General features: G+C 71.2%; 19 protein-coding genes. 9 read left to right on the plus strand and 10 right to left on the minus strand.

What is annotated here, in order from left to right; all coding sequences use genetic code 11:
• Positions 1-237: 237 nt before the first annotated feature.
• The 3 genes from K7854_RS17925 to thyX form a co-directional block, all read right to left on the minus strand.
• Complete coding sequence (locus K7854_RS17925) at positions 238-1923, minus strand: ribonuclease J (RefSeq protein WP_226027532.1); 1686 nt, start codon at positions 1921-1923, stop codon at positions 238-240.
• A gap of 154 nt (positions 1924-2077) precedes the next feature.
• Complete coding sequence (gene dapA / locus K7854_RS17930) at positions 2078-2977, minus strand: 4-hydroxy-tetrahydrodipicolinate synthase (protein ID WP_226027533.1); 900 nt, start codon at positions 2975-2977, stop codon at positions 2078-2080.
• A 217-nt stretch (positions 2978-3194) separates the two neighbouring features.
• Positions 3195-3935 (minus strand): FAD-dependent thymidylate synthase, encoded by a 741-nt coding sequence (thyX, locus tag K7854_RS17935; protein WP_226027534.1) that lies wholly within the window; start codon positions 3933-3935, stop codon positions 3195-3197.
• Between the two features lie 225 nt (positions 3936-4160).
• Between thyX and K7854_RS17940 the strand changes: the two genes are divergently transcribed.
• Both K7854_RS17940 and K7854_RS17945 read left to right on the plus strand, forming a co-directional pair.
• Positions 4161-4400, plus strand: coding sequence for a hypothetical protein (locus K7854_RS17940; RefSeq protein WP_226027535.1), 240 nt, complete (start codon positions 4161-4163; stop codon positions 4398-4400).
• Between the two features lie 120 nt (positions 4401-4520).
• Positions 4521-5075 carry an SCO5741 family PH domain-containing membrane protein gene (locus K7854_RS17945; RefSeq protein WP_226027536.1) on the plus strand — a complete coding sequence of 185 codons (555 nt, stop codon included), beginning with the start codon at positions 4521-4523 and terminating at the stop codon, positions 5073-5075.
• Positions 5076-5163: 88 nt separating this feature from the next.
• Here the strand turns inward: K7854_RS17945 and K7854_RS17950 are convergent, their stop codons facing one another.
• The 5 genes from K7854_RS17950 to rpsO all read right to left on the minus strand — a co-directional run bounded on the left by K7854_RS17950 (position 5164) and on the right by rpsO (position 10589).
• Positions 5164-5619, minus strand: a complete 456-nt coding sequence (locus K7854_RS17950) for a tetratricopeptide repeat protein (RefSeq protein ID WP_226027537.1) — start codon at positions 5617-5619, stop codon at positions 5164-5166.
• A 13-nt stretch (positions 5620-5632) separates the two neighbouring features.
• A complete protein-coding gene (gene dapB, locus K7854_RS17955) occupies positions 5633-6385 on the minus strand; it encodes a 4-hydroxy-tetrahydrodipicolinate reductase (RefSeq protein ID WP_226027538.1) in 753 nt (250 codons plus the stop codon).
• A 39-nt stretch (positions 6386-6424) separates the two neighbouring features.
• A complete protein-coding gene (locus tag K7854_RS17960; protein ID WP_226027539.1) occupies positions 6425-7804 on the minus strand; it encodes a M16 family metallopeptidase in 1380 nt (459 codons plus the stop codon).
• Positions 7801-10020 carry a polyribonucleotide nucleotidyltransferase gene (locus K7854_RS17965; RefSeq protein ID WP_226027540.1) on the minus strand — a complete coding sequence of 740 codons (2220 nt, stop codon included), beginning with the start codon at positions 10018-10020 and terminating at the stop codon, positions 7801-7803. Before K7854_RS17965 ends, K7854_RS17960 begins: the two co-directional genes overlap by 4 nt.
• A 281-nt stretch (positions 10021-10301) precedes the next feature.
• On the minus strand, positions 10302-10589 hold the full coding sequence (gene rpsO / locus K7854_RS17970; protein WP_003973291.1) for a 30S ribosomal protein S15: 288 nt from the start codon (positions 10587-10589) through the stop codon (positions 10302-10304).
• Between the two features lie 286 nt (positions 10590-10875).
• Between rpsO and K7854_RS17975 the strand changes: the two genes are divergently transcribed.
• Positions 10876-11172, plus strand: a complete 297-nt coding sequence (locus tag K7854_RS17975) for a DUF397 domain-containing protein (RefSeq protein WP_226027541.1) — start codon at positions 10876-10878, stop codon at positions 11170-11172.
• 65 nt (positions 11173-11237) lie between these two features.
• Here K7854_RS17975 and K7854_RS17980 read toward each other — a convergent pair whose 3' ends face one another.
• Positions 11238-12824, minus strand: a complete 1587-nt coding sequence (locus K7854_RS17980; RefSeq protein WP_226027542.1) for an outer membrane protein assembly factor BamB family protein — start codon at positions 12822-12824, stop codon at positions 11238-11240.
• A gap of 403 nt (positions 12825-13227) precedes the next feature.
• On the opposite strand from K7854_RS17980, the gene K7854_RS17990 reads away from it, so the two are divergent.
• From K7854_RS17990 to K7854_RS18015, 6 genes are all read left to right on the plus strand, one after another.
• A complete protein-coding gene (locus K7854_RS17990) occupies positions 13228-16323 on the plus strand; it encodes an SCO5717 family growth-regulating ATPase (protein ID WP_308112542.1) in 3096 nt (1031 codons plus the stop codon).
• A 314-nt stretch (positions 16324-16637) separates the two neighbouring features.
• Positions 16638-18503: an ABC transporter substrate-binding protein gene (locus K7854_RS17995; RefSeq protein ID WP_226027545.1), complete on the plus strand. Its 1866-nt coding sequence runs from the start codon at positions 16638-16640 to the stop codon at positions 18501-18503.
• Positions 18496-19542, plus strand: a complete 1047-nt coding sequence (locus tag K7854_RS18000) for an ABC transporter permease (RefSeq protein WP_226027546.1) — start codon at positions 18496-18498, stop codon at positions 19540-19542. Before K7854_RS17995 ends, K7854_RS18000 begins: the two co-directional genes overlap by 8 nt.
• Positions 19539-20486: an ABC transporter permease gene (locus K7854_RS18005; protein ID WP_226027547.1), complete on the plus strand. Its 948-nt coding sequence runs from the start codon at positions 19539-19541 to the stop codon at positions 20484-20486. Before K7854_RS18000 ends, K7854_RS18005 begins: the two co-directional genes overlap by 4 nt.
• Entirely contained in the window at positions 20483-21628 is a 1146-nt protein-coding gene (locus K7854_RS18010) for an ABC transporter ATP-binding protein (protein WP_226027548.1), read from the plus strand. The genes K7854_RS18005 and K7854_RS18010 overlap by 4 nt, the downstream gene beginning before the upstream one ends.
• Positions 21625-22689, plus strand: a complete 1065-nt coding sequence (locus K7854_RS18015) for an ABC transporter ATP-binding protein (RefSeq protein WP_226027549.1) — start codon at positions 21625-21627, stop codon at positions 22687-22689. Before K7854_RS18010 ends, K7854_RS18015 begins: the two co-directional genes overlap by 4 nt.
• A 297-nt stretch (positions 22690-22986) precedes the next feature.
• Here K7854_RS18015 and K7854_RS18020 read toward each other — a convergent pair whose 3' ends face one another.
• Positions 22987-23943 carry a bifunctional riboflavin kinase/FAD synthetase gene (locus K7854_RS18020; RefSeq protein ID WP_226027550.1) on the minus strand — a complete coding sequence of 319 codons (957 nt, stop codon included), beginning with the start codon at positions 23941-23943 and terminating at the stop codon, positions 22987-22989.
• Positions 23944-23978: the final 35 nt, after the last annotated feature.

Raw genomic sequence — 23978 nt, forward strand, 5'->3', positions numbered from 1 at the left:
CTTTTCGATCCGATTTCCTCGGTGCTTTCCAGGTTCCCGCTTTCGCGTTTCCCTTTCCGGCGGTTCCGACTTTATCAGAGATTCTGAGTCGGGATTTCCGCCCTCCGGGGCGGCTCCGAACCACGAAGTGATCGGGTGCCCGTCCGAGCGGAGATGTAAACGTACTGGAGCGGGGCGCCCCGATGCAAATCGGGGCGCCCCGCTCCAGGTTGGCGCTGTCGGTGGTCCGACGGTCCGTCAGACCTCCACGACGACAGGCAGGATCATCGGCCGGCGTCGGTAGGTGTCCGAGACCCACTTCCCGAGGGTCCTGCGCACCAGCTGCTGGAGCTGGTGCGGCTCGACGACCCCGTCCTGGGCCGAGCGCTCCAGTGCCTCGGTGATCTTGGGGAGCACCGCCGAGAAGGCCGAGTCGTCGATGCCCGAGCCGCGGGCCTGGACATGGGGCCCACCGGTGATCTTGCCGGTGGAGGAGTCCATGACCACGAAGACCGAGATGATGCCCTCGTCGCCGAGGATCTTGCGGTCCTTGAGGGCCGGCTCGCCGACGTCGCCGACCGAGAGGCCGTCGACGTAGACGTACCCAGCCTGGACCTTGCCGGCGATCTTCGCCTTGCCCTCGACGAGGTCGACGACCACGCCGTCCTCGGCGATGACGATGCGGTCGTGCGGCACCCCGGTGAGGGCGCCGAGTTCGGCGTTGGCGCGCAGGTGGCGCCATTCGCCGTGGACCGGCATCAGGTTCTTCGGGCGGCAGATGTTGTAGAAGTACAGCAGCTCACCGGCCGAGGCGTGGCCCGAGACGTGGACCTTGGCGTTGCCCTTGTGGACGACGTTGGCGCCCCAGCGGGTCAGGCCGTTGATGACCCGGTACACCGCGTTCTCGTTGCCCGGGATGAGGGACGAGGCCAGGATCACCGTGTCGCCGTTGACGATGCGGATCTGGTGGTCGCGGTTGGCCATGCGGGACAGGGCGGCCATCGGTTCGCCCTGGGAGCCCGTGCAGACCAGGACCACCTCGCTGTCGGGCAGGTCGTCCAGCGTCTTGACGTCGACCACCAGGCCCGGCGGGACCTTCAGGTAGCCGAGGTCCCGGGCGATGCCCATGTTGCGGACCATGGAGCGGCCGACGAAGGCGACCCGGCGGCCGTACTCGTGGGCCGCGTCCAGGATCTGCTGGATGCGGTGGACGTGGCTGGCGAAGCTCGCCACGATGATGCGCTTGCGGGCACTGGCGAAGACCTGCCGCAGGACGTTCGAGATGTCCCGCTCGGGCGGGACGAAGCCCGGGACCTCGGCGTTCGTCGAGTCCGAGAGGAGGAGGTCGATGCCCTCCTCGCTCAGCCGCGCGAAGGCGTGCAGGTCCGTGAGCCGGCCGTCCAGCGGGAGCTGGTCCATCTTGAAGTCGCCGGTGTGCACCGCCATGCCCGCCGGGGTGCGGATGGCGACGGCCAGCGCGTCCGGGATGGAGTGGTTGACCGCGACGAACTCGCAGTCGAACGGGCCGACGCGTTCGCGGTGCCCCTCGGCCACCTCGAGGGTGTAGGGGCGGATGCGGTGCTCCTGGAGCTTGGCCTCGATGAGCGCGAGGGTCAGCTTGGAGCCGATCAGCGGGATGTCCGGCTTCTCGCGCAGGAGGAAGGGGACGCCGCCGATGTGGTCCTCGTGGCCGTGGGTCAGGACGATGCCCTCGATGTCGTCGAGGCGGTCCCGGATGGACGAGAAGTCCGGCAGGATCAGGTCGATGCCGGGCTGCTCCTCCTCGGGGAAGAGCACGCCGCAGTCGACGATCAGCAGACGGCCGCCGTATTCGAAGACCGTCATGTTGCGGCCGATCTCGCCGAGGCCGCCGAGGGGTGTGACCCGCAGGCCGCCCTTGGGGAGCGCCGGGGGCCGGCCCAGTTCAGGATGCGGATGACTCAAAAGACTCTCCTCACCACACGCGCCACGTACCGGTGGGCACGTGGCGCGCGTGACGTTCGTGCAGAAGCAGTTGTCGTAGTGGGGTGCGGGCACCGGTGGCCCGCTTATTCAGTTGTGAAGTCCGTCCGGTCGTGCGGTGGTGCGAAGTCTGATGTCAGAGCTGTACCCCGCCGGCGGCAAGATCGATCTTGAGCTGCTCGGTTTCCTCGGGCGTGAGGCCGACCATGGGGGCGCGCAGCGGTCCGGCGGGCAGGCCCTGGAGGGCGAGCGCGGCCTTGGTGGTCATGACGCCCTGGGTGCGGAACATGCCGGTGAAGACGGGGAGCAGCTTCTGGTGGATCTCCAGTGCCTTCTGTACGTCACCCGCGACGAACGCGTCCACCATGGCGCGCAGCTCGGGGGTGACGACGTGGCCGACGACGGAGACGAAGCCGACCGCGCCCACGGAGAGCAGCGGCAGGTTCAGCATGTCGTCGCCGGAGTACCAGGCGAGGCCGGAGCGCGCGATGGCCCAGCTGGCCCGGCCGAGGTCGCCCTTGGCGTCCTTGTTGGCGACGATCCGCGGGTGCTCCGCGAGGCGGACCAGCGTCTCGGTGTTGATCGGGACGCCGCTGCGGCCGGGGATGTCGTAGAGCATGACCGGCAGCCGGCTGGCGTCGGCGATGGCCGTGAAGTGCTGGTACAGGCCCTCCTGCGGGGGCTTGTTGTAGTACGGCGTGACGAGCAGCAGGCCGTGGGCGCCGGTGCGCTCGGCGGCGCGGGCCAGCTCGATGCTGTGCTGGGTGTTGTTGGTGCCGACTCCGGCGACGACGTGTGCCCGGTCGCCGACGGCCTCCAGGACGGCTCGTACGAGGTCCGCTTTCTCCGCGTCGCTGGTGGTGGGGGACTCGCCGGTGGTGCCGTTGATGATCAGGCCGTCGTTGCCTGCGTCCACCAGGTGGGTGGCGAGCCGCTGGGCGCCGTCGAGGTCGAGTGCGCCGTCCGCCGTGAAGGGCGTGACCATGGCGGTGAGGACCCGCCCGAAGGGGGTCTGCGGAGTGGAGGTCGGAGCCATGGGTTACACGCTACTCGTTGCTCAGGGCCAGGTCTGCCCTCGGGGGAGGCGGCAGGTCGGAACGGAAGTGGAGCCCGGCACTGCCTGCTCGGGGGTTCAAGCAGTGCCGGGTCCCTTTGATCAGGCTAGATGAACTTCTCCAAACGCCGCAAACCGGACACTTCGCATGGTTGATGCGTACATCTGTGCCCGGCCGGGCCGCCCGGAGGCCGGGCCGTTACGGAGCGACGCGGCCGTTGGCGTTGAAGGCGGCGTGGGTGAGCGGCATGAGCCGGGCCCACTCCTCCTCCATCCTCTCGCCCACCATCTCGATCTCCCGCTGCGGGAAGGAGGGCACCTTCGCCAGCTCGTGCTGGGTGCGCAGGCCCAGGAAGTGCATCAGCGAGCGGGCGTTGCAGGTGGCGTACATCGACGAGTACAGGCCGACGGGGAGCACCGCGCGGGCCACCTCACGGGCGACGCCGGCCGCGAGCATCTTCTGGTACGTCGCGTAGGCCTGGCGGTAGGAGTCCTCCATCGCGCCGCCGACCAGCTCGTGCTGCTCGGGGGTGCCCTCGACGAAGACGTACTTGCCGGGGCGGCCCTGCTGCACCAGCTTGCGGGAGGCGTCGGGCACGTAGAAGACCGGCTGGAGCTCCCGGTAGCGGCCCGACTCCTCGTTGTAGGACCAGCCGACGCGGTGCCGCATGAACTCCCGGAAGACGAAGATCGGGGCGCTGACGAAGAAGGTCATCGAGTTGTGCTCGAACGGGCTGCCGTGCCGGTCCCGCATGAGGTAGTTGATCAGGCCCTTGGAGCGCTCCGGGTCCTTCTTCAGCTCGTCCAGGGACTGCTCCCCGGCGGTCGAGACACGGGCGGCGAACAGCACGTCGGAGTCGGTCGCGGCGCTCTTGACCAGCTCGACGGTGATGTCGCTGCGGAGGTCGATCTTGAAATCGTCGGCGGGGGTGTCGGTCACGGTGTGGAGGGCCTTCCCATCTCGTCGCCTGGCGCTCATCTCGTCGCTCGGCGCCCGTCTCGTCGCTTGGCGAGCCCACTCTACGGCCAGCCCAAGTGGCGCCGAATCGGGCGTTGACTGCCGTGCCGCAATGAAGTCGGTGAAACAGGGCACCTGGAGGGGCGTTCGTTCGTCTGTATGAGTAACAGCACTTCATTCCAGTCCCTGAAGGGAGACGCAGCCCCTATGATCCGCCGGCGTGAACCCGTGCCGTTCGCCTTCGTCGCCGAGGCCGACAGGTTCCGCAGCAATGTCACACCCCCGCCGCGCGAGCGGCCCTCCTTCGGCCAGCTGGCCGGGCGCTGGCTCCTCGGCGTCACCGTCGTCGCCGGTCTCGTGGGCTCCCTGGTGATCGGGATGCCCGCCCTGTCGGCCGACCAGCCCTCCTCGCACAAGCAGCCGTCGCAGGCGTCCGAAGGGCGCTAGCCGCGCCGGGCACGGCGGGTCCCGACGACTCCGTCCGGACCCCCGAGGGTGGTGACCGGAGACACAGGTCGGTAGCCTCACCGGGCACAACACTTGCCTTGGAACGAGTGAGGACCAGCCGTGCCCCTGCCCTTCCTGACGGCCGACCGCGCCTTTGACACGGCCGACGACGTCGCGCTGCCGTACGACGACCGCGACCAGTGGCGCCGGCCCTACCGGCCGGGGCCGTGGCGGGTGGGGGCGGCGGCGTTGCTGCTGCTGCTCGCCTCGTTCGTGCTGTTCGCGGCGGTCATCATCGCGGCGACCGGCGGGCCGTCCTCCGCCGGGGTGGTCTTCGGCATCGCGCTCGTCGTCATCCTCTGCGCCCTGCGGATGCTGCGCATGGGCGTGTGGGTGAGCGCGCACGGGGTGCGTCAGGTGGGCTTCTTCACCACCCGCACGGTGGCCTGGCAGCAGGTCGCCAGCGTGCGCACGGTGCAGCAGCCGGTGCGCTGGCTGGGACTGCCGCGCACGGTGCAGGGGCAGGCACTGCTGCTGGTGCGGCAGGGCCGGTCGACGGAGCCGACTCCCCCGCTGCTGACCACGCACAACTCCGACTTCCTCGCCCGCGACGGCGCCTTCAACCGAGCGGCCGACGCGGTGGAGGCCTGGGCCGACGAGTACCGACGGGGCTGACGGCAGCGGCGGCAGCGACGGCGTGAACGCCGGGGCCCGGACCGCAGGGCTTGCGGTCCGGGCCCCGGCGTTTCGGCTGCGGCCCCGCTCAGGCGGCCTCGGCGTGCTTGCCGTCGTGCAGGGCGATCGCCCGTTGCATCGCCTTGCGGGCGCGCGGGGTGTCCCGGGCGTCGTGGTAGGCGACGGCGAGGCGGAACCAGGTGCGCCAGTCGGCGGGGCTGTCCTCCGTCTCGGCCTTGCGCAGGGCGAACACCGCGTCGGCCGACTCCCGGTCGACGCGGCCGCTGGGGGTGCGCTTCAGCTCGTCGACGGGCAGTCCGCCCTCGGCGTCGAGCTCGGCGGCCAGCTGGTTGGCCCTGCGGACGAACTGGGTGTTCTTCCACAGGAACCACAGGCCGATCACCGGCAGGATCAGCACCGCGACGCCGAAGGTGACGGTGAGGAGGGTGCCGGTCTTGATGAGCAGCACGCCGCGGCTGCCGACCAGGAGGAAGTAGAAGACCAGGACGGCGGCCGTGACGAGGTAGGTGATCTTCGCGCGCATCAGGGTGAGGGTCTCAGTCCAGGTCCAGGAAGTGTTCCAGGCCGAAGGTGAGGCCCGGGGTGCTGACCACCCGGCGGGCGCCCAGCAGGATGCCCGGCATGAAGCTGCTGTGGTGCAGGGAGTCGTGCCGGACGGTGAGGGTCTCGCCCTCGCCACCGAGCAGGACCTCCTGGTGGGCGAGCAGGCCGCGCAGCCGGACCGAGTGCACCGGGACCCCGTCCACGTTCGCGCCGCGGGCGCCGTCCAGGGCGGTGGCAGTGGCGTCGGGCGCCGGTGCGGAGCCTGCCTTCTGCCGGGCCTGGGCGATCAGCTGGGCGGTGCGGGCGGCGGTGCCGCTGGGGGCGTCCGCCTTGTTCGGGTGGTGCAGCTCGACGACCTCGACGGACTCGAAGTACGGGGCGGCGATCTGCGCGAACTTCATGGTCAGTACGGCGCCGATGGAGAAGTTGGGCGCGATGAGCACACCCGTCCCCGGCGACTTCGCGAGCCAGCCGGTCAGCTGGGCGAGGCGCTCGTCGGTCCAGCCGGTGGTGCCGACGACGGCGTGGATGCCGTGGCGTACGCAGAAGTCGAGGTTGTCCATCACCGAGTCGGGGGTGGTCAGCTCGACGGCGACCTGGGCGCCGGACTCGGCCAGCGCGTCCAGGCTGTCACCCCGGCCGAGGGCGGCCACCAGCTCCATGTCCTCGGCGGCCTCGACCGCCCGTACCGCCTCGGAGCCGATCCGGCCCTTGGCACCGAGGACGGCCACGCGCAGCTTGCTCATGTCACATGCTTCCTTCTCGAACTTCTCGGAACGGGGCCGTCAGGCGACGGCGTCGTGCAGCCGGGACGCCTGCTTGTCCTTGAGCGGGCCGATGACCGACAGGGACGGCCGGCGGCCCAGGACGTCGCGGGCGACGGCGCGGACGTCGTCCGGCGTGACCGAGGCTATCCGGGCCAGCATGTCGTCGACCGACATCTGCTCGCCCCAGCACAGCTCGCTCTTGCCGATACGGTTCATCAGCGCGCCTGTGTCCTCCAGGCCGAGGACCGTGGAGCCCTGGAGCTGGCCGACGGCGCGGCCGATCTCGTCGTCCGTGAGGCCGTGCTCGGCGACGTGGTCCAGCTCGTCGCGGCAGATCTTGAGCACGTCGTGCACCTGGGAGGGCCGGCAGCCCGCGTACACGCCGAAGAGGCCGCAGTCGGCGAAGCCGGAGGTGTACGAGTACACGCTGTAGGCCAGCCCGCGCTTCTCCCGGACCTCCTGGAACAGGCGCGAGGACATGCCGCCGCCGAGGGCGGTGTTGAGGACGCCCATGGCCCAGCGGCGCTCGTCGGTGCGGGCCAGGCCCGGCATGCCGAGGATGACGTGGGCCTGCTCGGTCTTGCGGCCGATCAGCTCGACGCGGCCGGCCGCGCGGACGGTGCGCCGGCCGTCGCGCGGGGCGAGCGGCTGCGCCGCCGGGTCCTTGAGGGCGCCGGCCTTCTCGAAGGCGGCGCGGACCTGGCGTACGACCTTGTTGTGGTCGACGTTGCCGGCCGCGGCGACCACCAGGTGGGTGGGGTCGTAGTGCTTCTTGTAGAAGCGGCGGATGCGGTCGGCGGTGAGGGCGTTGACCGTGTCGACGGTGCCGAGGACGGGGCGGCCCAGCGCGTTGTCGCCGAACATGGTGTGCGCGAAGAGGTCGTGCACGCAGTCGCCGGGGTCGTCCTCGGTCATCGCGATCTCCTCGAGGATGGCGCCGCGCTCGACGTCGACGTCCTCCTCCTGGATCAGCGAGCCGGTGAGCATGTCGCAGACGACGTCGATGGCGAGCGGCAGGTCGGTGTCGAGCACGCGCGCGTAGTAGCACGTGTACTCCTTCGCCGTGAACGCGTTCATCTCGCCGCCGACCGCGTCGATGGCGGAGGAGATGTCCAGGGCGCTGCGCCTGCGGGTGCCCTTGAAGAGCAGGTGCTCCAGGTAGTGGGTGGCGCCGTTCAGGGCGGGGGTCTCGTCGCGGGAGCCGACGTGGGCCCAGATGCCGAAGGTCGCCGAGCGGACCGAGGGGAGGGTCTCGGTGACGATGCGCAGGCCGCCGGGGAGGGTCGTCCGGCGGACCGTGCCGATGCCGTGCTCGCCCTTGATGAGGGTTTGGGTACGGGCGACGGCCCGCGCCTCCGAGGAGGTGCGGGCCGTCGCCTTGGCGCTACGGGACGTCACTTGTCGGCGTCGTCCTTCTTCTCTTCGCTGCCTTCCTCGCCCTCGATCACGGGGATCAGGGAGAGCTTGCCGCGGGAGTCGATCTCGGCGATCTCGACCTGGACCTTCTGGCCCACACCGAGGACGTCCTCGACGTTCTCCACGCGCTTGCCGCCGGCCAGCTTGCGGATCTGCGAGATGTGCAGCAGACCGTCCTTGCCGGGCAGCAGGGAGACGAACGCACCGAAGGTGGTCGTCTTGACGACCGTGCCCAGGTAGCGCTCGCCGACCTCGGGCATGGTCGGGTTGGCGATGCCGTTGATCGTGGCGCGGGCGGCCTCGGCGGCCGGGCCGTCGGCGGCACCGATGTAGATGGTGCCGTCGTCCTCGATCGTGATGTCGGCGCCCGTGTCCTCCTGGATCTGGTTGATCATCTTGCCCTTGGGGCCGATGACCTCGCCGATCTTGTCGACCGGGATCTTCACGGTGATGATCCGCGGCGCGTTCGGGGACATCTCGTCCGGCGTGTCGATTGCTTCCATCATCACGTCGAGGATGTGGAGGCGGGCGTCACGGGCCTGCTTGAGGGCGGCGGCCAGGACGGAGGCGGGGATGCCGTCCAGCTTGGTGTCGAGCTGGAGGGCGGTCACGAACTCCTTGGTGCCGGCGACCTTGAAGTCCATGTCGCCGAAGGCGTCCTCGGCGCCGAGGATGTCGGTGAGGGCGACGTAGTGCGTCTCGCCGTTGATCTCCTGGGAGATCAGGCCCATGGCGATACCGGCGACGGGGGCCTTGAGCGGCACACCGGCGTTCAGCAGCGACATGGTGGAGGCGCAGACCGAGCCCATGGACGTCGAGCCGTTGGAGCCGAGGGCCTCGGACACCTGGCGGATCGCGTAGGGGAACTCCTCGCGCGTCGGCAGCACCGGCACGATGGCGCGCTCGGCGAGGGCGCCGTGGCCGATCTCGCGGCGCTTCGGGGAGCCGACGCGGCCGGTCTCGCCGACGGAGTACGGCGGGAAGTTGTAGTTGTGCATGTAGCGCTTGCGGGTCACCGGGGAGAGGGTGTCCAGCTGCTGCTCCATGCGGAGCATGTTCAGGGTGGTGACGCCCAGGATCTGGGTCTCGCCACGCTCGAACAGGGCGGAGCCGTGCACGCGCGGGATGGCCTCGACCTCGGCGGCCAGGGTGCGGATGTCGGTGACACCGCGGCCGTCGATGCGCTTCTTCTCCTTGATGACGCGCTCGCGCACCAGGGACTTGGTCAGCGCGCGGTACGCGGCGGAGATCTCCTTCTCGCGGCCCTCGAACTCCGGCAGGAGCTTCTCGGCGGCGAGCCCCTTGACCCGGTCCAGCTCGGCCTCGCGCTCCTGCTTGCCGGCGATGGTGAGCGCCTGCGTCAGCTCGGGCTTGACGGCGCCGGTCAGCGCCTCGAGGACGTCGTCCTGGTAGTCCAGGAAGATCGGGAACTCGCCGGTCGGCTTGGCGGCCTTGGCGGCGAGGTCGGCCTGGGCGCGGCAGAGCACCTTGATGAAGGGCTTCGCGGCCTCCAGACCGGCGGCGACGACCTCCTCGGTGGGCGCCTCGGCGCCGCCCTCGACCAGCTTGATGGTCTTCTCGGTGGCCTCGGCCTCGACCATCATGATCGCGACGTCGCCGTCCTCCAGGACGCGGCCCGCGACGACCATGTCGAAGACGGCGTCCTCGAGCTCGGTGTGCGTCGGGAAGGCCACCCACTGGCCGCGGATCAGCGCGACGCGGACGCCGCCGATCGGGCCGGAGAAGGGCAGGCCGGCCAGCTGGGTCGACGCGGAGGCGGCGTTGATCGCCACGACGTCGTACAGGTGGTCGGGGTTGAGGGCCATGACGGTGGCCACGACCTGGATCTCGTTGCGCAGGCCCTTCTTGAAGGAGGGGCGCAGCGGGCGGTCGATCAGGCGGCAGGTGAGGACGGCGTCCTCGGAGGGCCGGCCCTCACGACGGAAGAAGCTGCCGGGGATCTTGCCGGCGGCGTACATCCGCTCCTCGACGTCCACCGTGAGCGGGAAGAAGTCGAGCTGGTCCTTCGGGTTCTTGGAGGCGCTGGTGGCCGACAGCACCATGGTGTCGTCGTCCAGGTACGCCACGGCGGAACCGGCGGCCTGACGGGCCAGGCGGCCCGTCTCGAAGCGGATGGTGCGGGTGCCGAAGGCGCCGTTGTCGATCACGGCTTCGGCGTAGTGGGTCTCGTTCTCCACTAGTGATTTCTCCGATGCTTGTCGTCTTTTGTCCGCCCCGCCCGTGTGGCGGAGGGGACGGTGCCGGAGAAGCGTTCCGTGCAATGCGGGCCGGTCTTCGATCGAAGCACCCGGGGATCTGCCCCCGGGGGCCACTACCGAGGACCGGCGGCGGCGGTGCGGTCCGTTTCTCCTCGTGCGTCTTGTCTTCTGTTACCACACTACAAAGGGGCAGCGACACCGCGCACGTACAGCAAAGGGAGCGGCCCCCTTACGTTGGGAACCGCTCCCTTCACGGTGTGCTAGCGGGCGCCCGCCGCACCGCGGCGGATGCCGAGGCGCTCGACCAGCGCACGGAAGCGCTGGATGTCCTTCTTGGCGAGGTACTGCAGCAGCCGGCGGCGCTGGCCGACCAGGATGAGCAGACCACGGCGGGAGTGGTGGTCGTGCTTGTGGGTCTTGAGGTGCTCGGTCAGGTCGGAGATCCGACGGGACAGCAGAGCGACCTGGACCTCGGGGGAGCCGGTGTCGCCCTCCTTGGTACCGAACTCGGTGATGATCTGCTTCTTCACTGCGGCGTCGAGCGACACGCGTACTCCTTGGTCTGTGAGTGGCCACCGAGTGCCCCCGGTCTGCGTCTCGGGGGAGCTTCCTCGACTCGGAAGGCGGGGATCCGCTGGGCGCGGCCTCCAGGGCTCACGGCTCCGGGGGCGCGTACACATACGGCCGTCACACAGAGTACCAGTCGGGAGGTGTGGTGTTCTCCGGGCCCGCGGATCTTGTCGGCGATGTCGCGCTTGCGCCCACCACGGGCTGCGGGGCGCCAGTAAGGTTGCCGGGGATCGTTGGTAAGCCGCCTGAAAGGACACCTCCGCCATGGCCCAGGTGCCGGACGAGGACGTCAAAGCCCGCAAGGAGCGCGAGCGGGACGAGCTGTACGCGCTCGACATCTCGGGCGTGGAGTGGCACGGCGCGCCGGGTACGGAGGAGCACGAGGAGCGGGTGGAGATCGCCTACCTGCCCGACGGTGCCGTGGCCATGCGGTCGTCGTTGGACCCGGAGACCGTGCTGCGGTACACGGAGGCGGAGTGGCGGGCGTTCGTCCTGGGGGCGCGGGACGGAGAGTTCGATCTGGAGCCGGCCCCGGACGACTCGGACGGCGCCCCCGCCTGACGCCGGGGCCCGCGGCGCCGACGGGCAGGGTGTGGACGGTGTACCGATGATCGCGCGCCGGTCCGTCAGGGTTTTCGCTGTGCGCTGCTGCCGATGCCCAGGACGAGGTAGGTCCACTGCTTGGTCTTGGCGTCGGCGGGGCCGTCCGCGGACTTGACGCCGAAGAAGAGGCGCCCGTTCTGGACGACGATGTCGTTGTGCTCCGCCATCGTCATCAACCGCGCCTCGTCGGGGACGTCGAAGTAGAGGTACGGCACTGCCTCGTCCGTGCCCGGGTCCAGGGCGACCAGCGCGTTCGGTGCGATGTGGTCCTCGCTCACGCTCAGGGCGAGGAGTTGGTCGCCGCTCATGCGCACCGGGTAGAGCAGTGCGCCCGGACCGGAGTCGAATTTCCTGGTGGTCCTTCCGGTGGCGAGGTCGAAGCCGATGATCCAGTTCCACGTCGGCAGTTCCGGCTGGTCCTTGCTCCGGATGAAGACCTGGTCCTTCCCCACCGCGATGGTCGGGCAGTCGTCGATCTGGAGGTAGTCGGTGAGCAGGCACTCGGCGACGTAGGCGCCGTTGCGGAGGCTGATGGTGGCGCGGTTGTGGCCCCGGCCGTCGAGGGAGATGAGGTCGGTCACCTCGCTGTCACCGGCAGAGACGGCGACGACCGGCGGGTCGACGGAGGGTACGTGGACGTCCCGGACGCCCTTGGCGAGGGAGTACCACCACAGGGACTCGCCCGTGGCCGGGTCCACCTTGCGCAGCTTGTACGTGGTGGACTGCCAGACTCCCGCAGAACCGGGGTCCTCGCCGCTCCAGCACTGTTCCCGGACCATCAGGCCACGGCCGCCCGCGACACCCATGTCCTGACACGGCGCGGTGGTCGTCGTGGACCAACGGGTGTCGCCGCTCTTCATGTCGTACCCGATGGTGCCGCCGCCCCAGGTCACGGCGACCGTGCCGGGTGCGAGGGCCACGCCGGGCCGGTCCTTGTCGGTGCCCGTGGCGTCGGCCGACTCGCGTCCGGCCCGGGAGACGGGGAACTTGGCTTCCCAGACCAGGCGGCCGTCGTCGAGGTCGACGAAGGCGACCTGGTTGCAGAGGGCTTCGTCCGCCCAGTCGTTCGCCCTGAAGAGGACGGCGGTGCGGTGGTCGCCGGTGACGTCGCGCGTGTAGCCGCAGATCGGGCCGTCGAGTGCGAGCCGCCACTTCTCGTCGCCCGGCGCGGCGTCGGTGCCGATGCCGAGGCCGACGACCGTCTTGTTGATGCCCTTGGCGAGGATGCGGTCGGTGGCCCACATTCCGGGCATTTCCACGTGTTCGCCGGGCTTCATGTCGTCCACGGAGAAGCGGAACGCCATCTTGCCGCTGCTGCTCGCGGGCTGCTTCTCGACGGTCTCGCGTACGTCGAGCGGCCCCTGGGCGACCGGGTCCGGTGATGTGCCCGACGCCTCGGAGCCGTTGCCGCCGCGTCCCCACAGGAGCCAGCCGCCGGTGCCCAACACCCCGGCGAGGATGACCGCGAGCAGCCCGGTCAGCAGCTTCCTCGGTCGCTTCCGCCCCGGTCCGCCACTGTCGTCGAGCCCGTGCCGGCCGCCCCGGTTCACGGCGGGGTCCGGGGCGGTCGCCGGGCCGGGAGGCATGGACGGGGGCGGGCCGAAGCTCACTCGGGAACCTCTTCCTCTTTCCTGGGAATTACGGTGATTCGGGCAGTTGATGCGGCCACGGACCGACGGAGATCGCCATCAACTATGCCGGGCCCGCGATCACTCGTTGGAAGCGGGTGGTGACCGACGGGGTCATCCTCCTTACGTGGGTGGGCATATGAAGCAGCGTGACGCTTACGAGACGGCTGTGACGCGATGGGCAGGACTTCGGGGGCGGGCGGGGCTGCCGGGGCGGGGCTCGTGATGATTAGGCTGGTGTCGGGCGCGACACCAGAACCCGTCAGCGGGCGTCGGCGTCTCAGGGGGAGAACCGGTGGGATCGGACGACCTCGGACAACTTCGAATGACAAGCAAGGGTCGCCCCAGCACGGCTTGAGGGTGCTCGACCACACCAGGAGGAACTGTGAGCAGCGATCGGGACGGGATCCGCGGGGGCTGGGCTACACCCGGCGATGACCAACCCGACGCGGAGTCCTCCGTCGAGACGACCGGCGAGTTCACCATCGACTACGCGCCGCCCGCCTGGTACACGCAGAACGCGTCCGGTGACGGCGGTCAGGGGGAGGGCGAGGGGGACGGCTCCAGTTCCTCCTCCGGATCCTCCTCCGACTCGTCCGCTGCCTCCTCGTCCTCCCCTTCCTCGTCCTCGTCTTCCTCGTCTTCCTCGTCCTCCTCTTCGTCCTCGCCTTCCGGTCCGACCGCTCCGCCTGCTCCTCGTGGGCCGGTTCCGCCGTTGCCGGGGTTGACGCCGCCGCCGCACGCGACGCCCAACGGGTCTGCCTCGGTTCCGGCTCCGGCCCCGGGTGCGCCGTTCACGCCTCCGCCGCCGGCGCCCGCTCCGGGTGCCGCGTTCACGCCGCCTCCGCCGCCGGGGCCGGGCGCGCCGTTCACGCCCCCGGCGCCGCCGAGCGCGGGGCCGACCGGGGTGCCCAAGTTGCCGGTGGGGAGCGGATTCGAGCCGCAGCCGCCTGCGCCGCCCGAACCCGAGCCGGAACCGCAGGTTCAGATGCCGGAACCGGAGGCCGTGGCCGATCCGGAGCCTGTCGCGGACCTCGCCTCTCCCACCGCCCTGCCGGCGTTTCCGGCCGGTGGGTTCCAGCTCCAGGCGCCCGCTCCGCCGGCCTCCGAGGAACCCGAGCCGGAGCCGGAGCCCGACAGCAAGACCGACACCGCCGATCTCGACAACGGCGACCTGGAAAGCGGCGCGACCATGCGGTTCTCCGCCGTCGCGCTCAAGCGTGAGATCGCCGAACGGGCGGCCGCGGAGGACACCGCCGAGGAGTCCGCGGCGGCCGGCTCCGACGAGGTCGGTGACTCGCCGGACGAGGCCCCGGCGAGCACGGACGACACCGGGGCCGGCGTCGACTCCGACGCCGAGCAGGCCCCGGCCGCCCTGGCCGCCGTGCCCGACGCGGACCCTCGGGACGAGGACGAGGACGAGGATGAGGACGAGGACCAGGTCGTAGACGAGCCCGCGGACGAGCCGGAGGACAGCGTCCCGGCAGAGGACGAGCCCCAGGACGCGGTGCCCGCCGACGCGGCGCCGCAGGCCGACGCCGTACCGCAGGACGCCGTGCCGCAGGACGCACCGCCGCCCCCGGCCGGAACGCCGCCGCTGCCTCCGTCCTACCCGCCGGTCGCGCCCGCGCCCGCCCACCAGTGGCCCGCACAGCCGCAGCCCGCCCCCGCGCCTCCCCAGCAGCCGGGCGTACCGGCCCAGCAGCCTCCCTTCCAGCCGCAGGCTCCGCAGCCGGCGCCCGCCGCGTGGAACCCGCCGCCGCCCGCCGCCCCGCAGACCGGTTACGGCTTCCCGCAGCCCGGTCCGCAGGCTCCTCAGCCCCAGACTCAGCCCCAGACTCAGCCCCAGCCCCCCTCCCCCGTGCAGCCCGGCGGATACGGCTTCCCGCAGGCACCGCACGGGCCGTCGGCGCAGCAGCCCTACCCCGGTGTCCCGCAGCAGGCACAGCAGGCGCAGGGCGACGGTCAGGCTCCGCCGGCCCAGGCCGGTCAGCCGGTTCCGCCGGTTCCGGCACCCCACGCACCGCAGGCAGCGGCCCAGCCACCCCAGACGCCTCAGCCGCCGCAGGCCGCGCAGCAGCCGGAGAACCAGCCCCTCCCGCCCCAGCAGCAGGCACCGCAGCAGCCGCACCCCCAGCAGCAGCCTCAGCCGCACGCGCAGCCGCCCGCCGATCCCCGGCTCGGTGCCGCGTGGCCGCAGCCCATGCAGCACGACCAACGGCAGCCCACCAACCCGGGGGCCGCGCCGCTGGGTTACACGGCGGCCGTGGAGCTGTCCTCCGACCGGCTGCTCAACAACAAGCGGCAGAAGGCGAAGAGCAGCCGGCCCGCGGCCGGCGGTTCGCGGTTCAAGCTCGGCGGGAAGAAGGAGGAGGCCGAGCGGCAGCGGAAGCTGGACCTGATCCGCACCCCGGTGTTGTCCTGCTACCGCATCGCGGTGATCAGCCTCAAGGGCGGTGTCGGCAAGACGACCACCACCACCGCCCTCGGCTCCACGCTCGCCACCGAGCGGCAGGACAAGATCCTCGCGATCGACGCCAACCCGGACGCCGGCACGCTCGGCCGCCGGGTGCGCCGGGAGACCGGGGCCACCATCCGCGACCTCGTCCAGGCCATCCCGTACCTGAACTCGTACATGGACATCCGGCGGTTCACCTCGCAGGCCTCGTCCGGTCTGGAGATCATCGCCAACGACGTCGACCCGGCGGTGTCCACGACCTTCAACGACGAGGACTACCGGCGCGCCATCGACGTGCTCGGCCAGCAGTACCCGATCATCCTCACCGACTCGGGCACCGGTCTCCTCTACAGCGCCATGCGCGGCGTGCTCGACCTCGCCGACCAGCTCATCATCATCTCGACGCCGTCCGTGGACGGTGCGAGCAGCGCCAGTACGACCCTGGACTGGCTGTCCGCGCACGGGTACGCCGACCTCGTCTCCCGGTCCCTCACGGTCATCTCCGGGGTCCGCGAGACCGGCAAGATGATCAAGGTCGACGACATCGTCGGGCACTTCCAGACCCGGTGCCGGGGTGTCGTCGTGGTGCCGTTCGACGAGCACCTGGCCGCCGGTGCCGAGGTCGACCTCGACATGATGCGGCCGAAGGTGCGGGAGGCGTACTTCAACCTCGCGGCGATGGTCGCCGAGGACTTCGTCCGCCACCAGCAGTCGCACGGCCTGTGGACCTCCGACGGCAACCCGCCGCCGGTCGCGGCCCCGCCGATGCCGGGCCAGCAGATGCCCGGGCAGCCGATGCCGGGCCAGCAGATGCCGCCACAGCAGCAGCCGGGGCAGCCGGTTCCGGGGCAGCCGTACCCGGGGCAGCCCGGGCCCGGACAGCAGCCGCCGCAGCCCCAGCCCGGCTACGGTCAGCCCTACGCCCCGCCGCCCGGTTACGGATATCCGCAACACGGGCAACCGGGACAGCCGGGGCAGCCGCAGCCGGGGCAGAATCCCCCGCCTCCCCCGCCCCAGCAGTAGCTCGACCCACCCGCGAACCACCTCCGAAGGCCCGTGCCGTCCTCGACGGCACGGGCCTTCGGGCGTGTGCGAACGGCAACGTCCGCCCCAGCCGTCACGCTCTCACCAGGCAAGCGCCAGTGGTCTGCGCCAATGAGGGTGACGTATGGGTCAACTCGCCGTTTCCGCAGGCCACATGGGGTTTGACACACCGTTGACGCGCGCAGACTGCCGCTGGTAGACACACACTTCATTCCGCGTTCACCACCGTTCAAGCCCGCCTCACGCGAGGACGCCCGGCGTCTGCGCGTGCGATGACGCGAGGTCAGGTAGTCATGAACAGACACGATCAGCACGGCAGCGGACGTACCGCGCACCGGCCGTGGCGCACCCGTCTCCTCGCGGCAGCAGGCGCCGGCGCGCTGCTCCTCGCGTCGGGGGCGGTGGCCCCCTCGGCCTCGGCGAAGGACGGCGACGGGGGCGACGGGGGCAGCAAGGTGCTCACCGTCGCCGTGGCGCAGAGCGTCGACTCGCTCAGCCCGTTCCTGGCGGTACGGCTGCTCAGTACGAGCATCCACCGGCTGACGTACGAGTACCTGACCAACTACGACCCCAAGGACAACCACGTCATACCGGGGCTCGCCACCGAGTGGAAGTCCTCGCCGGACAAGCTGACCTGGACGTACACGATCCGTTCCGACTCCAAGTGGTCGGACGGCGAACAGGCCACCGCCGAGGACGCGGCGTGGACGTTCAACACGATGATGACCGACCCGGGCGCCGCCACCGCCAACGGCAGCTTCGTCGGCAACTTCGCGAAGGTCACCGCCCCCAGCCCGACCCAGCTGGTGATCCGGCTGAAGAAGCCGCAGGCCACGATGACCGCGCTGGACGTGCCGATCGTGCCCAAGCACGTCTGGGAGAAGGTCGACGACTTCTCGAAGTTCAACAACGACAAGGACTTCCCCGTCGTCGGCAACGGTCCGTTCGTGCTCACCGACTACAAGCCGGACAGCTATGTACGGCTCAAGGCCAACAAGGACTTCTGGCGCGGCGCTCCCAAGTTCGACGAGCTGGTCTTCCGCTACTACAAGGACCAGGACGCCGCCGTCGCCGCCCTGCGCAAGGGCGAGGTGTCCTTCGTCGCCGGGTCGCCGTCGCTGACCCCGGCCCAGGCCGACTCGCTCAAGGGCGAGGAGAACATCCGCGTCAACGACGCCCCAGGCCGCCGCTTCTACGCGCTGGCCACCAACCCGGGCGCCCGGGCGAAGGACGGCACGGAGTTCGGCGACGGCGACCCCTCGCTGCTGGACCAGCGGGTGCGCAACGCGCTGTTCATGGCGGTGGACCGCAAGGCGATCGTCGACAAGGTGTTCCAGGGCCACGCGGTCCAGGGGGCGGGCTACATCCCGCCGCGCTTCTCCTCGTACTTCTTCGAGCCGTCGGCCGGGCAGGAGCTGGCCTACGACCCCGACAAGGCCGCCCGGTTGCTCGACGAGGCGGGCTACCGGACGAACGGGGACGGCAAGCGCCTCGGCAAGGACGGCAAGCCGCTGGACTACCGCATCCTGTGCCACGCCACCGACCCCAACGACAAGGCGGTCGGCAAGTACCTCCAGGAGTGGTGGGGCGAGCTGGGCATCTCGGTCACCCTCGACTGCCTGGACAACGTGACCGACCCGTGGCTGGCCGGCAAGTACGACCTCGCCTTCGACGGCTGGTCCGTCAACCCGGACCCGGACTTCGTGCTCTCCATCCACACCTGCGACGCGCTCCCGGCGACGCCGAAGGACACCGGGGCCACCGACAACTTCATCTGCGACAAGCAGTACGACGAGCTGTACGCACGGCAGTTGGCCGAGTACGACGCCGGCAAGCGGGCCCAGATCGTCAAGCAGCTGCAGTCCCGGCTGTACGACACCGGGTACATGAACGTCATGGCGTACCCGAACGCGGTCGAGGCCTACCGCACGGACCAGATCAAGTCGATCACGACGATGCCGTCCGACGCGGGCAACATCTACGGGCAGGACGGCTACTGGAGCTGGTGGTCCGCCGTGCCCGCCGACTCCGGTGACTCCTCGGGGAGTTCGTCGTCGACCGGGACCGTGATCGGGATCGTCGCGGGCGTCGTCGTCCTGGTCGGTCTCGGGGTGCTCTTCGCCGTCCGCCGCCGGGCGTCGGCCGACGACCGTGAGTAGCGCCACCGGCCCCGCCGTCGAGAAGCGGGCTCCCGCGGCCGCGGCGCCGCGGGGCCTGTCCCGCAGCGCGTATCCCCGGTACGTGGCGGGGAAGCTGGCCGGTGCGGTCGTCTCCCTGTTCGCCGTCCTCGTCACGAGCTTCTTCCTCTTCCGGCTGATCCCCGGCGATCCGGTGAAGTTCATGACCGGCGGCCGCCCGGTCTCGGCCGAGCAGCTCGCGGTGTACAAGGAGGAGTTCGGGCTCGACCTGCCGCTGTGGGAGCAGTTCACGGACTACTGCGTCAAGGCGCTGAGCGGGGACCTGGGCACGTCGTACCAGTTCCACGCGCCCGTCGTCGACAAGATCACCGAGGCGCTGCCGAACACCCTGCTGCTCACCGGTACGGCCTTCGTGCTCTACACCGCACTGGGTGCCTTCCTCGGCACCCGCTCGGCGTGGCGGCACGGGGGCCTCGGCGACCGGCTCAACACCGGTCTGGCGCTGACGCTGTACTCCATCCCGTCCTTCTGGCTGGGGCTGCTGCTCATCATCGTGCTGTCGGTGGGGGTGGACCCGATCCCGGGGCTGTTCCCGACCGGGGGGATGGAGTCGGGCCGCGAGGAGGGCTTCGCGTACGTGCTCGACGTCGCGCACCATCTCGTGCTGCCGGTGGTGACGCTGGTCGCGGTGGAGTACGGGCAGACCCTGCTGGTCACCCGGTCGGCGCTGCTGGACGAGATGGGCAGCGACTATCTGACGACCGCGCGGGCCAAGGGGCTCAGGGACGACCTCGTACGGCGCCGGCACGCCGTGCCCAACGCGCTGCTGCCGACGGTGACGCTGGTCTTCGTCAATCTGGGGCGGACCGTGGCGGGGGTCATCCTCGTCGAGACGGTCTTCTCCTGGCCGGGGCTCGGCGGGCTGTTCTACCAGGCGCTCAGCGTGCCCGACCTGCCGCTGGTGCAGGGGCTGTTCTTCGTCTTCGCCGCCGCGGTGATCCTGATGAACACCCTGGCCGACCTGTTGTATCCGATGCTCGATCCGAGGGTGGGCCGATGACCGCCGAGACCACCGAATCCGAGGGTGGGCCGCCGCCGGTGAAGTCCGGCGGGCCCGGTCCGCGCGCACTCGCCCGGCGGCGGCGCCGTGCCTCCGTCGCCCGCTTCTGGCGGGAGTACCGCAAGCACCGTGCGGGGGTGTTCGGGCTGGCGGCGCTGGTGCTGTTCGTGCTCGTGGCGCTGACCGCGCCGCTGACCGTCGGGTCGGACGTGGACAGCGTGACCGACGCGCCCGGGAAGCCGCTGGAGAGTCCGAGCGGCCGGTTCCCGCTGGGCACCGACCAGTTCGGGCGGAACCTGCTGGGCCTGCTGATCTGGGGCTCGCGCGTCTCGCTCCTGGTGGGGCTGCTCGCGGCGGTGCTGTCGGTGCTGATCGGCGCGCTCATCGGGATCACGGCCGGGCACTTCCGCGGCTGGTACGCCACGGTGATGATGCGGATCACGGACTGGTTCCTGGTGATGCCGACGCTGGTGCTGGCGATCGTGCTGGCGACGGTGCTGTCCCGGTCACTGGGCACGATCGTGCTCGCGATCGGCGTGACCACCTGGCCGACCACGGCGCGCCTGGTGCGGGCGCAGACGCTGGCGGTGGAGTCGCGGCCGTACATCGAGCGGGCGAAGGCGCTCGGGGGCGGGCACTGGCACATCATGTCGCGGCACGTGCTGCCCAATGTGATGCCGCTGATCCTGGCGCAGACGACGCTGATCATCTCCTCCGCGATCCTGGCCGAGGCGACCCTGGCCTTCCTCGGGCTCGGGGACCCGGCGGTCGTGTCCTGGGGCGGGCTGCTGCAGGACGCACGGGAGGCGGGGTCGGTGAGTTCGGGCGACTGGTGGTACCTGGTGCCGCCGGGCATCGGGATCGCGGTCGTGGCGCTGGCGTTCACCTTGTGCGGGCGTGCGGTGGAGGCCGTGCTCAATCCCAGGCTGGGGGTGTCCCGTTGAGTCTGCTGGAGGTCCGGGACCTGAAGGTGACGTATCCCGGCGGTGCGGCCGCCGTGCGCGGGGTGGACCTGTCCCTGGCGCCGGGCGAGAAGCTCGGCGTCGCGGGCGAGTCCGGCTGCGGCAAGTCCACGCTGGCCCTGGCGCTGCTGCGGCTGCTGCCGCCCGGTGCCCGGGTCGGCGGGGAGGTGCTGCTGGACGGCGAGGACGTGCTCACGATGAAGTGGGGCCGGGTGCGGGCGGTGCGCTGGGCCGGTGCGTCGATCGTCTTCCAGGGCGCGATGCACTCCCTGAACGCCGTCCACCGCATCGGTGACCAGATCGCCGAGCCGATCTTGCTGCACCGCAGGGCCACGCCGGCCGGGGCGCGCAAGCGGGCCGGGGAACTGCTGGAGCAGGTCGGTCTGCCGGCCGCCCGGGCGAGTGCCTACCCGCACGAGCTGTCCGGCGGACAGCGGCAGCGGGTGATGATCGCGATGGCGCTGGCCTGCGATCCGCGGCTGATCGTGGCCGACGAACCGACCACGGCGCTCGACGTGATGATCCAGGCGCAGATCCTGCGGCTGATCGAGGGTCTGGTGGGCGAGCAGGACGTCGGCCTGATCATGATCAGCCACGATCTCGCGGTGCTGGCCGACACCTGCGACCGGCTCGCGGTGATGTACGCGGGCCGGGTGGTCGAGGAGGGTCCGGCCCGGCAGGTGTACGACGACGCCCGGCATCCCTACGGCCGGGCGCTGGCGGAGGCGTTCCCCACGATCGGGGACCCGGCGTCGCGGTTCGCGCCCCGCGGGCTGCCGGGCGACCCGCCCGACCCGGCGGCGGTGCCGTCCGGGTGCGCGTTCCATCCGCGCTGCCCGGTCGCGCTGGACCTCTGCGCCGCCCAGGACCAGCCGCTGCGGGAGGCGGGCGCGCGGCGCCGGGCGGCGTGCGTGCACGTGGGCTCGGACGGCACGGGCACACCGGGCGACGGTACGGCCGCCGAGGGCGAAGCGCCGACCGAGGACGCGGCTCCTGCCCGGGAAGGGGCTGCCGATGACGGCGGGGCATCCGCCGAGCGCGGGGCGTCCGCCGAGGGCGAAGGGCCTGCGGGCGGCAGGGACGCGTCGATGGAGGACGACGGAGTGAGGAGCAGTGCCCCATGACCAGCACCACGACCAGCGGCGCACCCGCCGGCGCCACCGGCGGGCAGGGTGACACCGCCGGTGACACGCCCCCGTTGCTGAGCGTCCAGGGGCTGCACGTCACCTTTCCCGGCAGGCGCGGGGCGGCCGCCGCACGTGCCGTGGACGGGGTCGACCTGGACATCCGGCGGGGTGAGATCGTCGCGCTGGTCGGCGAGTCGGGCTGCGGCAAGACGACCCTGGCCCGTTCGCTGCTCGGCCTGGTGCGGCCGACCGGGGGGCGCGTCACCTTCGACGGCGCGTCCCTGGAGTACTCCTCCCGGGCGCTCAAGGCGTACCGCAGACGGGCCCAGCTCGTCCTCCAGGACCCGAGCGGTTCGCTGAACCCGCGGCACACGGTCTACGACATCGTCGCCGAGGGGCTGCGCATCCACGGCCACGCCCGGGACGAGCGGGCGACGGTCGCCGAGGCCCTCTCGCGTGCCGGGCTGCGGCCGCCGGAGCGCTTCTTCCTGCGCTACCCGCACGAGCTGTCCGGGGGCCAGCGCCAGCGGGTCGTCATCGCGGGCGCGCTGGTCCTGCAACCCGAGCTGCTCGTGGCGGACGAACCGGTGGCCTCCCTCGACGCGTCGGTGCGGGGCGAGATCCTCGCGCTGCTGCTGCGGCTGCGCACCGAGCTGGGTCTGTCCGCGCTGGTGGTGACCCACGACCTGGGCCTGGCCTGGAACATCGCCGACCGGGTCGCGGTGATGTACCTCGGCCGGATCGTCGAGACCGGCCCGGTGGAGCAGGTGCTGACGGCACCCCGGCACCCCTACACCCAGGCCCTGCTGTCCGTGCTGCCCGAGGCACCCGGCACCCCGGTCGTACTCACCGGCGAGCCCCCGGACCCCTCGCACGTCCCCGACGGCTGTCGCTTCCACGTCCGCTGCCCGGTACTGGCGGGCGGCGAGGCCGAACGGGCCGGCGTCGCGGACGCCTGCCGGAACCGGGAGCTGGACATCCTGCGCGGCGGCGCCGAGTCCCAGGTCGCCTGCCACTGGGCCCGGGCGGAGCGACCGACGGCCGAAGCACCGCGCTGACGGGCCGACGAGCCGACGAGCCGACGAGAGGAGGAGAGCGGAGCAATCGGAGGGGGGCGGCGACCGCGAACGGGCCCCGCGCGGGCGGTCCCTCGCGCGGGCTGCCTCCGCCGCCCCGCGTCATGGCCGTGCCCTGGTCGGCCTCAGGCCGCGACTCCGTCGGTCACCGCTCCCGCTCCCCCGGCGTCGGCCGACAGGTCCGGACCGCCGTCCGCCACCAAGCCCCCGGGGGGCGTCGTCGGTCGCATGCCCAGGGGGCCGTCGCAGCCGTCAGGCCCGAGGGCGGCGCGTCCGCCGTCAGGTCCGCGGAGCGTCCGTCGCGGTGATTTCGCGGCACCTGTCCACGTCCGCGGCCATCTGCTCCAGTAGCGCGTCCAGCGTCTCGAACTTCGCCTGCCCGCGTACGAAGGCCACGAAGTCCACGGCCACGTGCAGGCCGTACAGCTCCAGGCCCACGCGGTCGATGGCGTACGCCTCCACCGTGCGCTCGGTGCCCTCGAACTGCGGGTTGGTGCCGACGGAGATCGCGGCCGGCATCGCCTCGCCCTGGGCGTGCAGCCAGCCGGCGTAGACGCCGTCGGCCGGGATCGCGGTGTGCGGGAGGGTCTCGACGTTGGCCGTGGGGAAGCCCATCTCGCGGCCGCGCTGGGCGCCCCGCACGACCACGCCCTCCACGCGGTGCGGGCGGCCCAGGATCTCGGCGGCGCCCGACACGTCGCCCTCGGCGACCAGGCGGCGGGTCAGGGTGGAGGAGAACGGCTCGCCGCCGCCCGCCTCGCCGGTGACGTACAGGTCGACGACCTCGACCTCGAAGTCGTAGACCTTGCCCTGCTCGATGAGGAAGTCCACGTTCCCGGCGGCCTTGTGGCCGAAGCGGAAGTTGGGGCCCTCGACGACCGCCTTGGCGCGCAGCCGGTCGACCAGGACCTTGACCACGAAGTCGGCCGCGGAGAGCTTCGAGAACTCCTTGGTGAAGGGGAGGATCAGCACCGCGTCCACACCCAGGTCGGCCATCAGTTCGGCCCGGCGGTGGTGCGGGGCGAGCAGCGGCGGGTGGCTGCCGGGGCGGACGACCTCGCTGGGGTGCGGGTCGAAGGTGACCACGACGGCGGGAACGCCCAGCTCGCGGGCGCGGTCCACGGCGTGCCGGATGATCAGCTGGTGCCCGCGGTGCACGCCGTCGTAGGAGCCGATGGTGACGACGCTGCGTCCCCAGTCCTCGGGGATGTCCTCCAAGCCACGCCAGCGCTGCACTGTGTCCGCTCCTCGGTGCTTCCGTGGTTTCGATG

Source organism: Streptomyces hyderabadensis, from assembly GCF_020404845.1.
In the GTDB taxonomy this organism is placed as follows: domain Bacteria; phylum Actinomycetota; class Actinomycetes; order Streptomycetales; family Streptomycetaceae; genus Streptomyces; species Streptomyces hyderabadensis.

What these genes read in the sequence shown, in the direction of transcription:
- dapA (WP_226027533.1), bottom strand. Translation starts at nt 2,977, where the DNA reads ATGGCTCCGACCTCCACTCCGCAGACCCCCTTCGGGCGGGTCCTCACC.
- dapB (WP_226027538.1), bottom strand. Translation starts at nt 6,385, where the DNA reads ATGAGCAAGCTGCGCGTGGCCGTCCTCGGTGCCAAGGGCCGGATCGGC.
- K7854_RS17975 (WP_226027541.1), top strand. Translation starts at nt 10,876, where the DNA reads ATGGCCCAGGTGCCGGACGAGGACGTCAAAGCCCGCAAGGAGCGCGAG.
- K7854_RS17995 (WP_226027545.1), top strand. Translation starts at nt 16,638, where the DNA reads ATGAACAGACACGATCAGCACGGCAGCGGACGTACCGCGCACCGGCCG.
- K7854_RS18005 (WP_226027547.1), top strand. Translation starts at nt 19,539, where the DNA reads ATGACCGCCGAGACCACCGAATCCGAGGGTGGGCCGCCGCCGGTGAAG.
- K7854_RS17950 (WP_226027537.1), bottom strand. Translation starts at nt 5,619, where the DNA reads ATGCGCGCGAAGATCACCTACCTCGTCACGGCCGCCGTCCTGGTCTTC.
- K7854_RS17940 (WP_226027535.1), top strand. Translation starts at nt 4,161, where the DNA reads ATGATCCGCCGGCGTGAACCCGTGCCGTTCGCCTTCGTCGCCGAGGCC.
- K7854_RS18015 (WP_226027549.1), top strand. Translation starts at nt 21,625, where the DNA reads ATGACCAGCACCACGACCAGCGGCGCACCCGCCGGCGCCACCGGCGGG.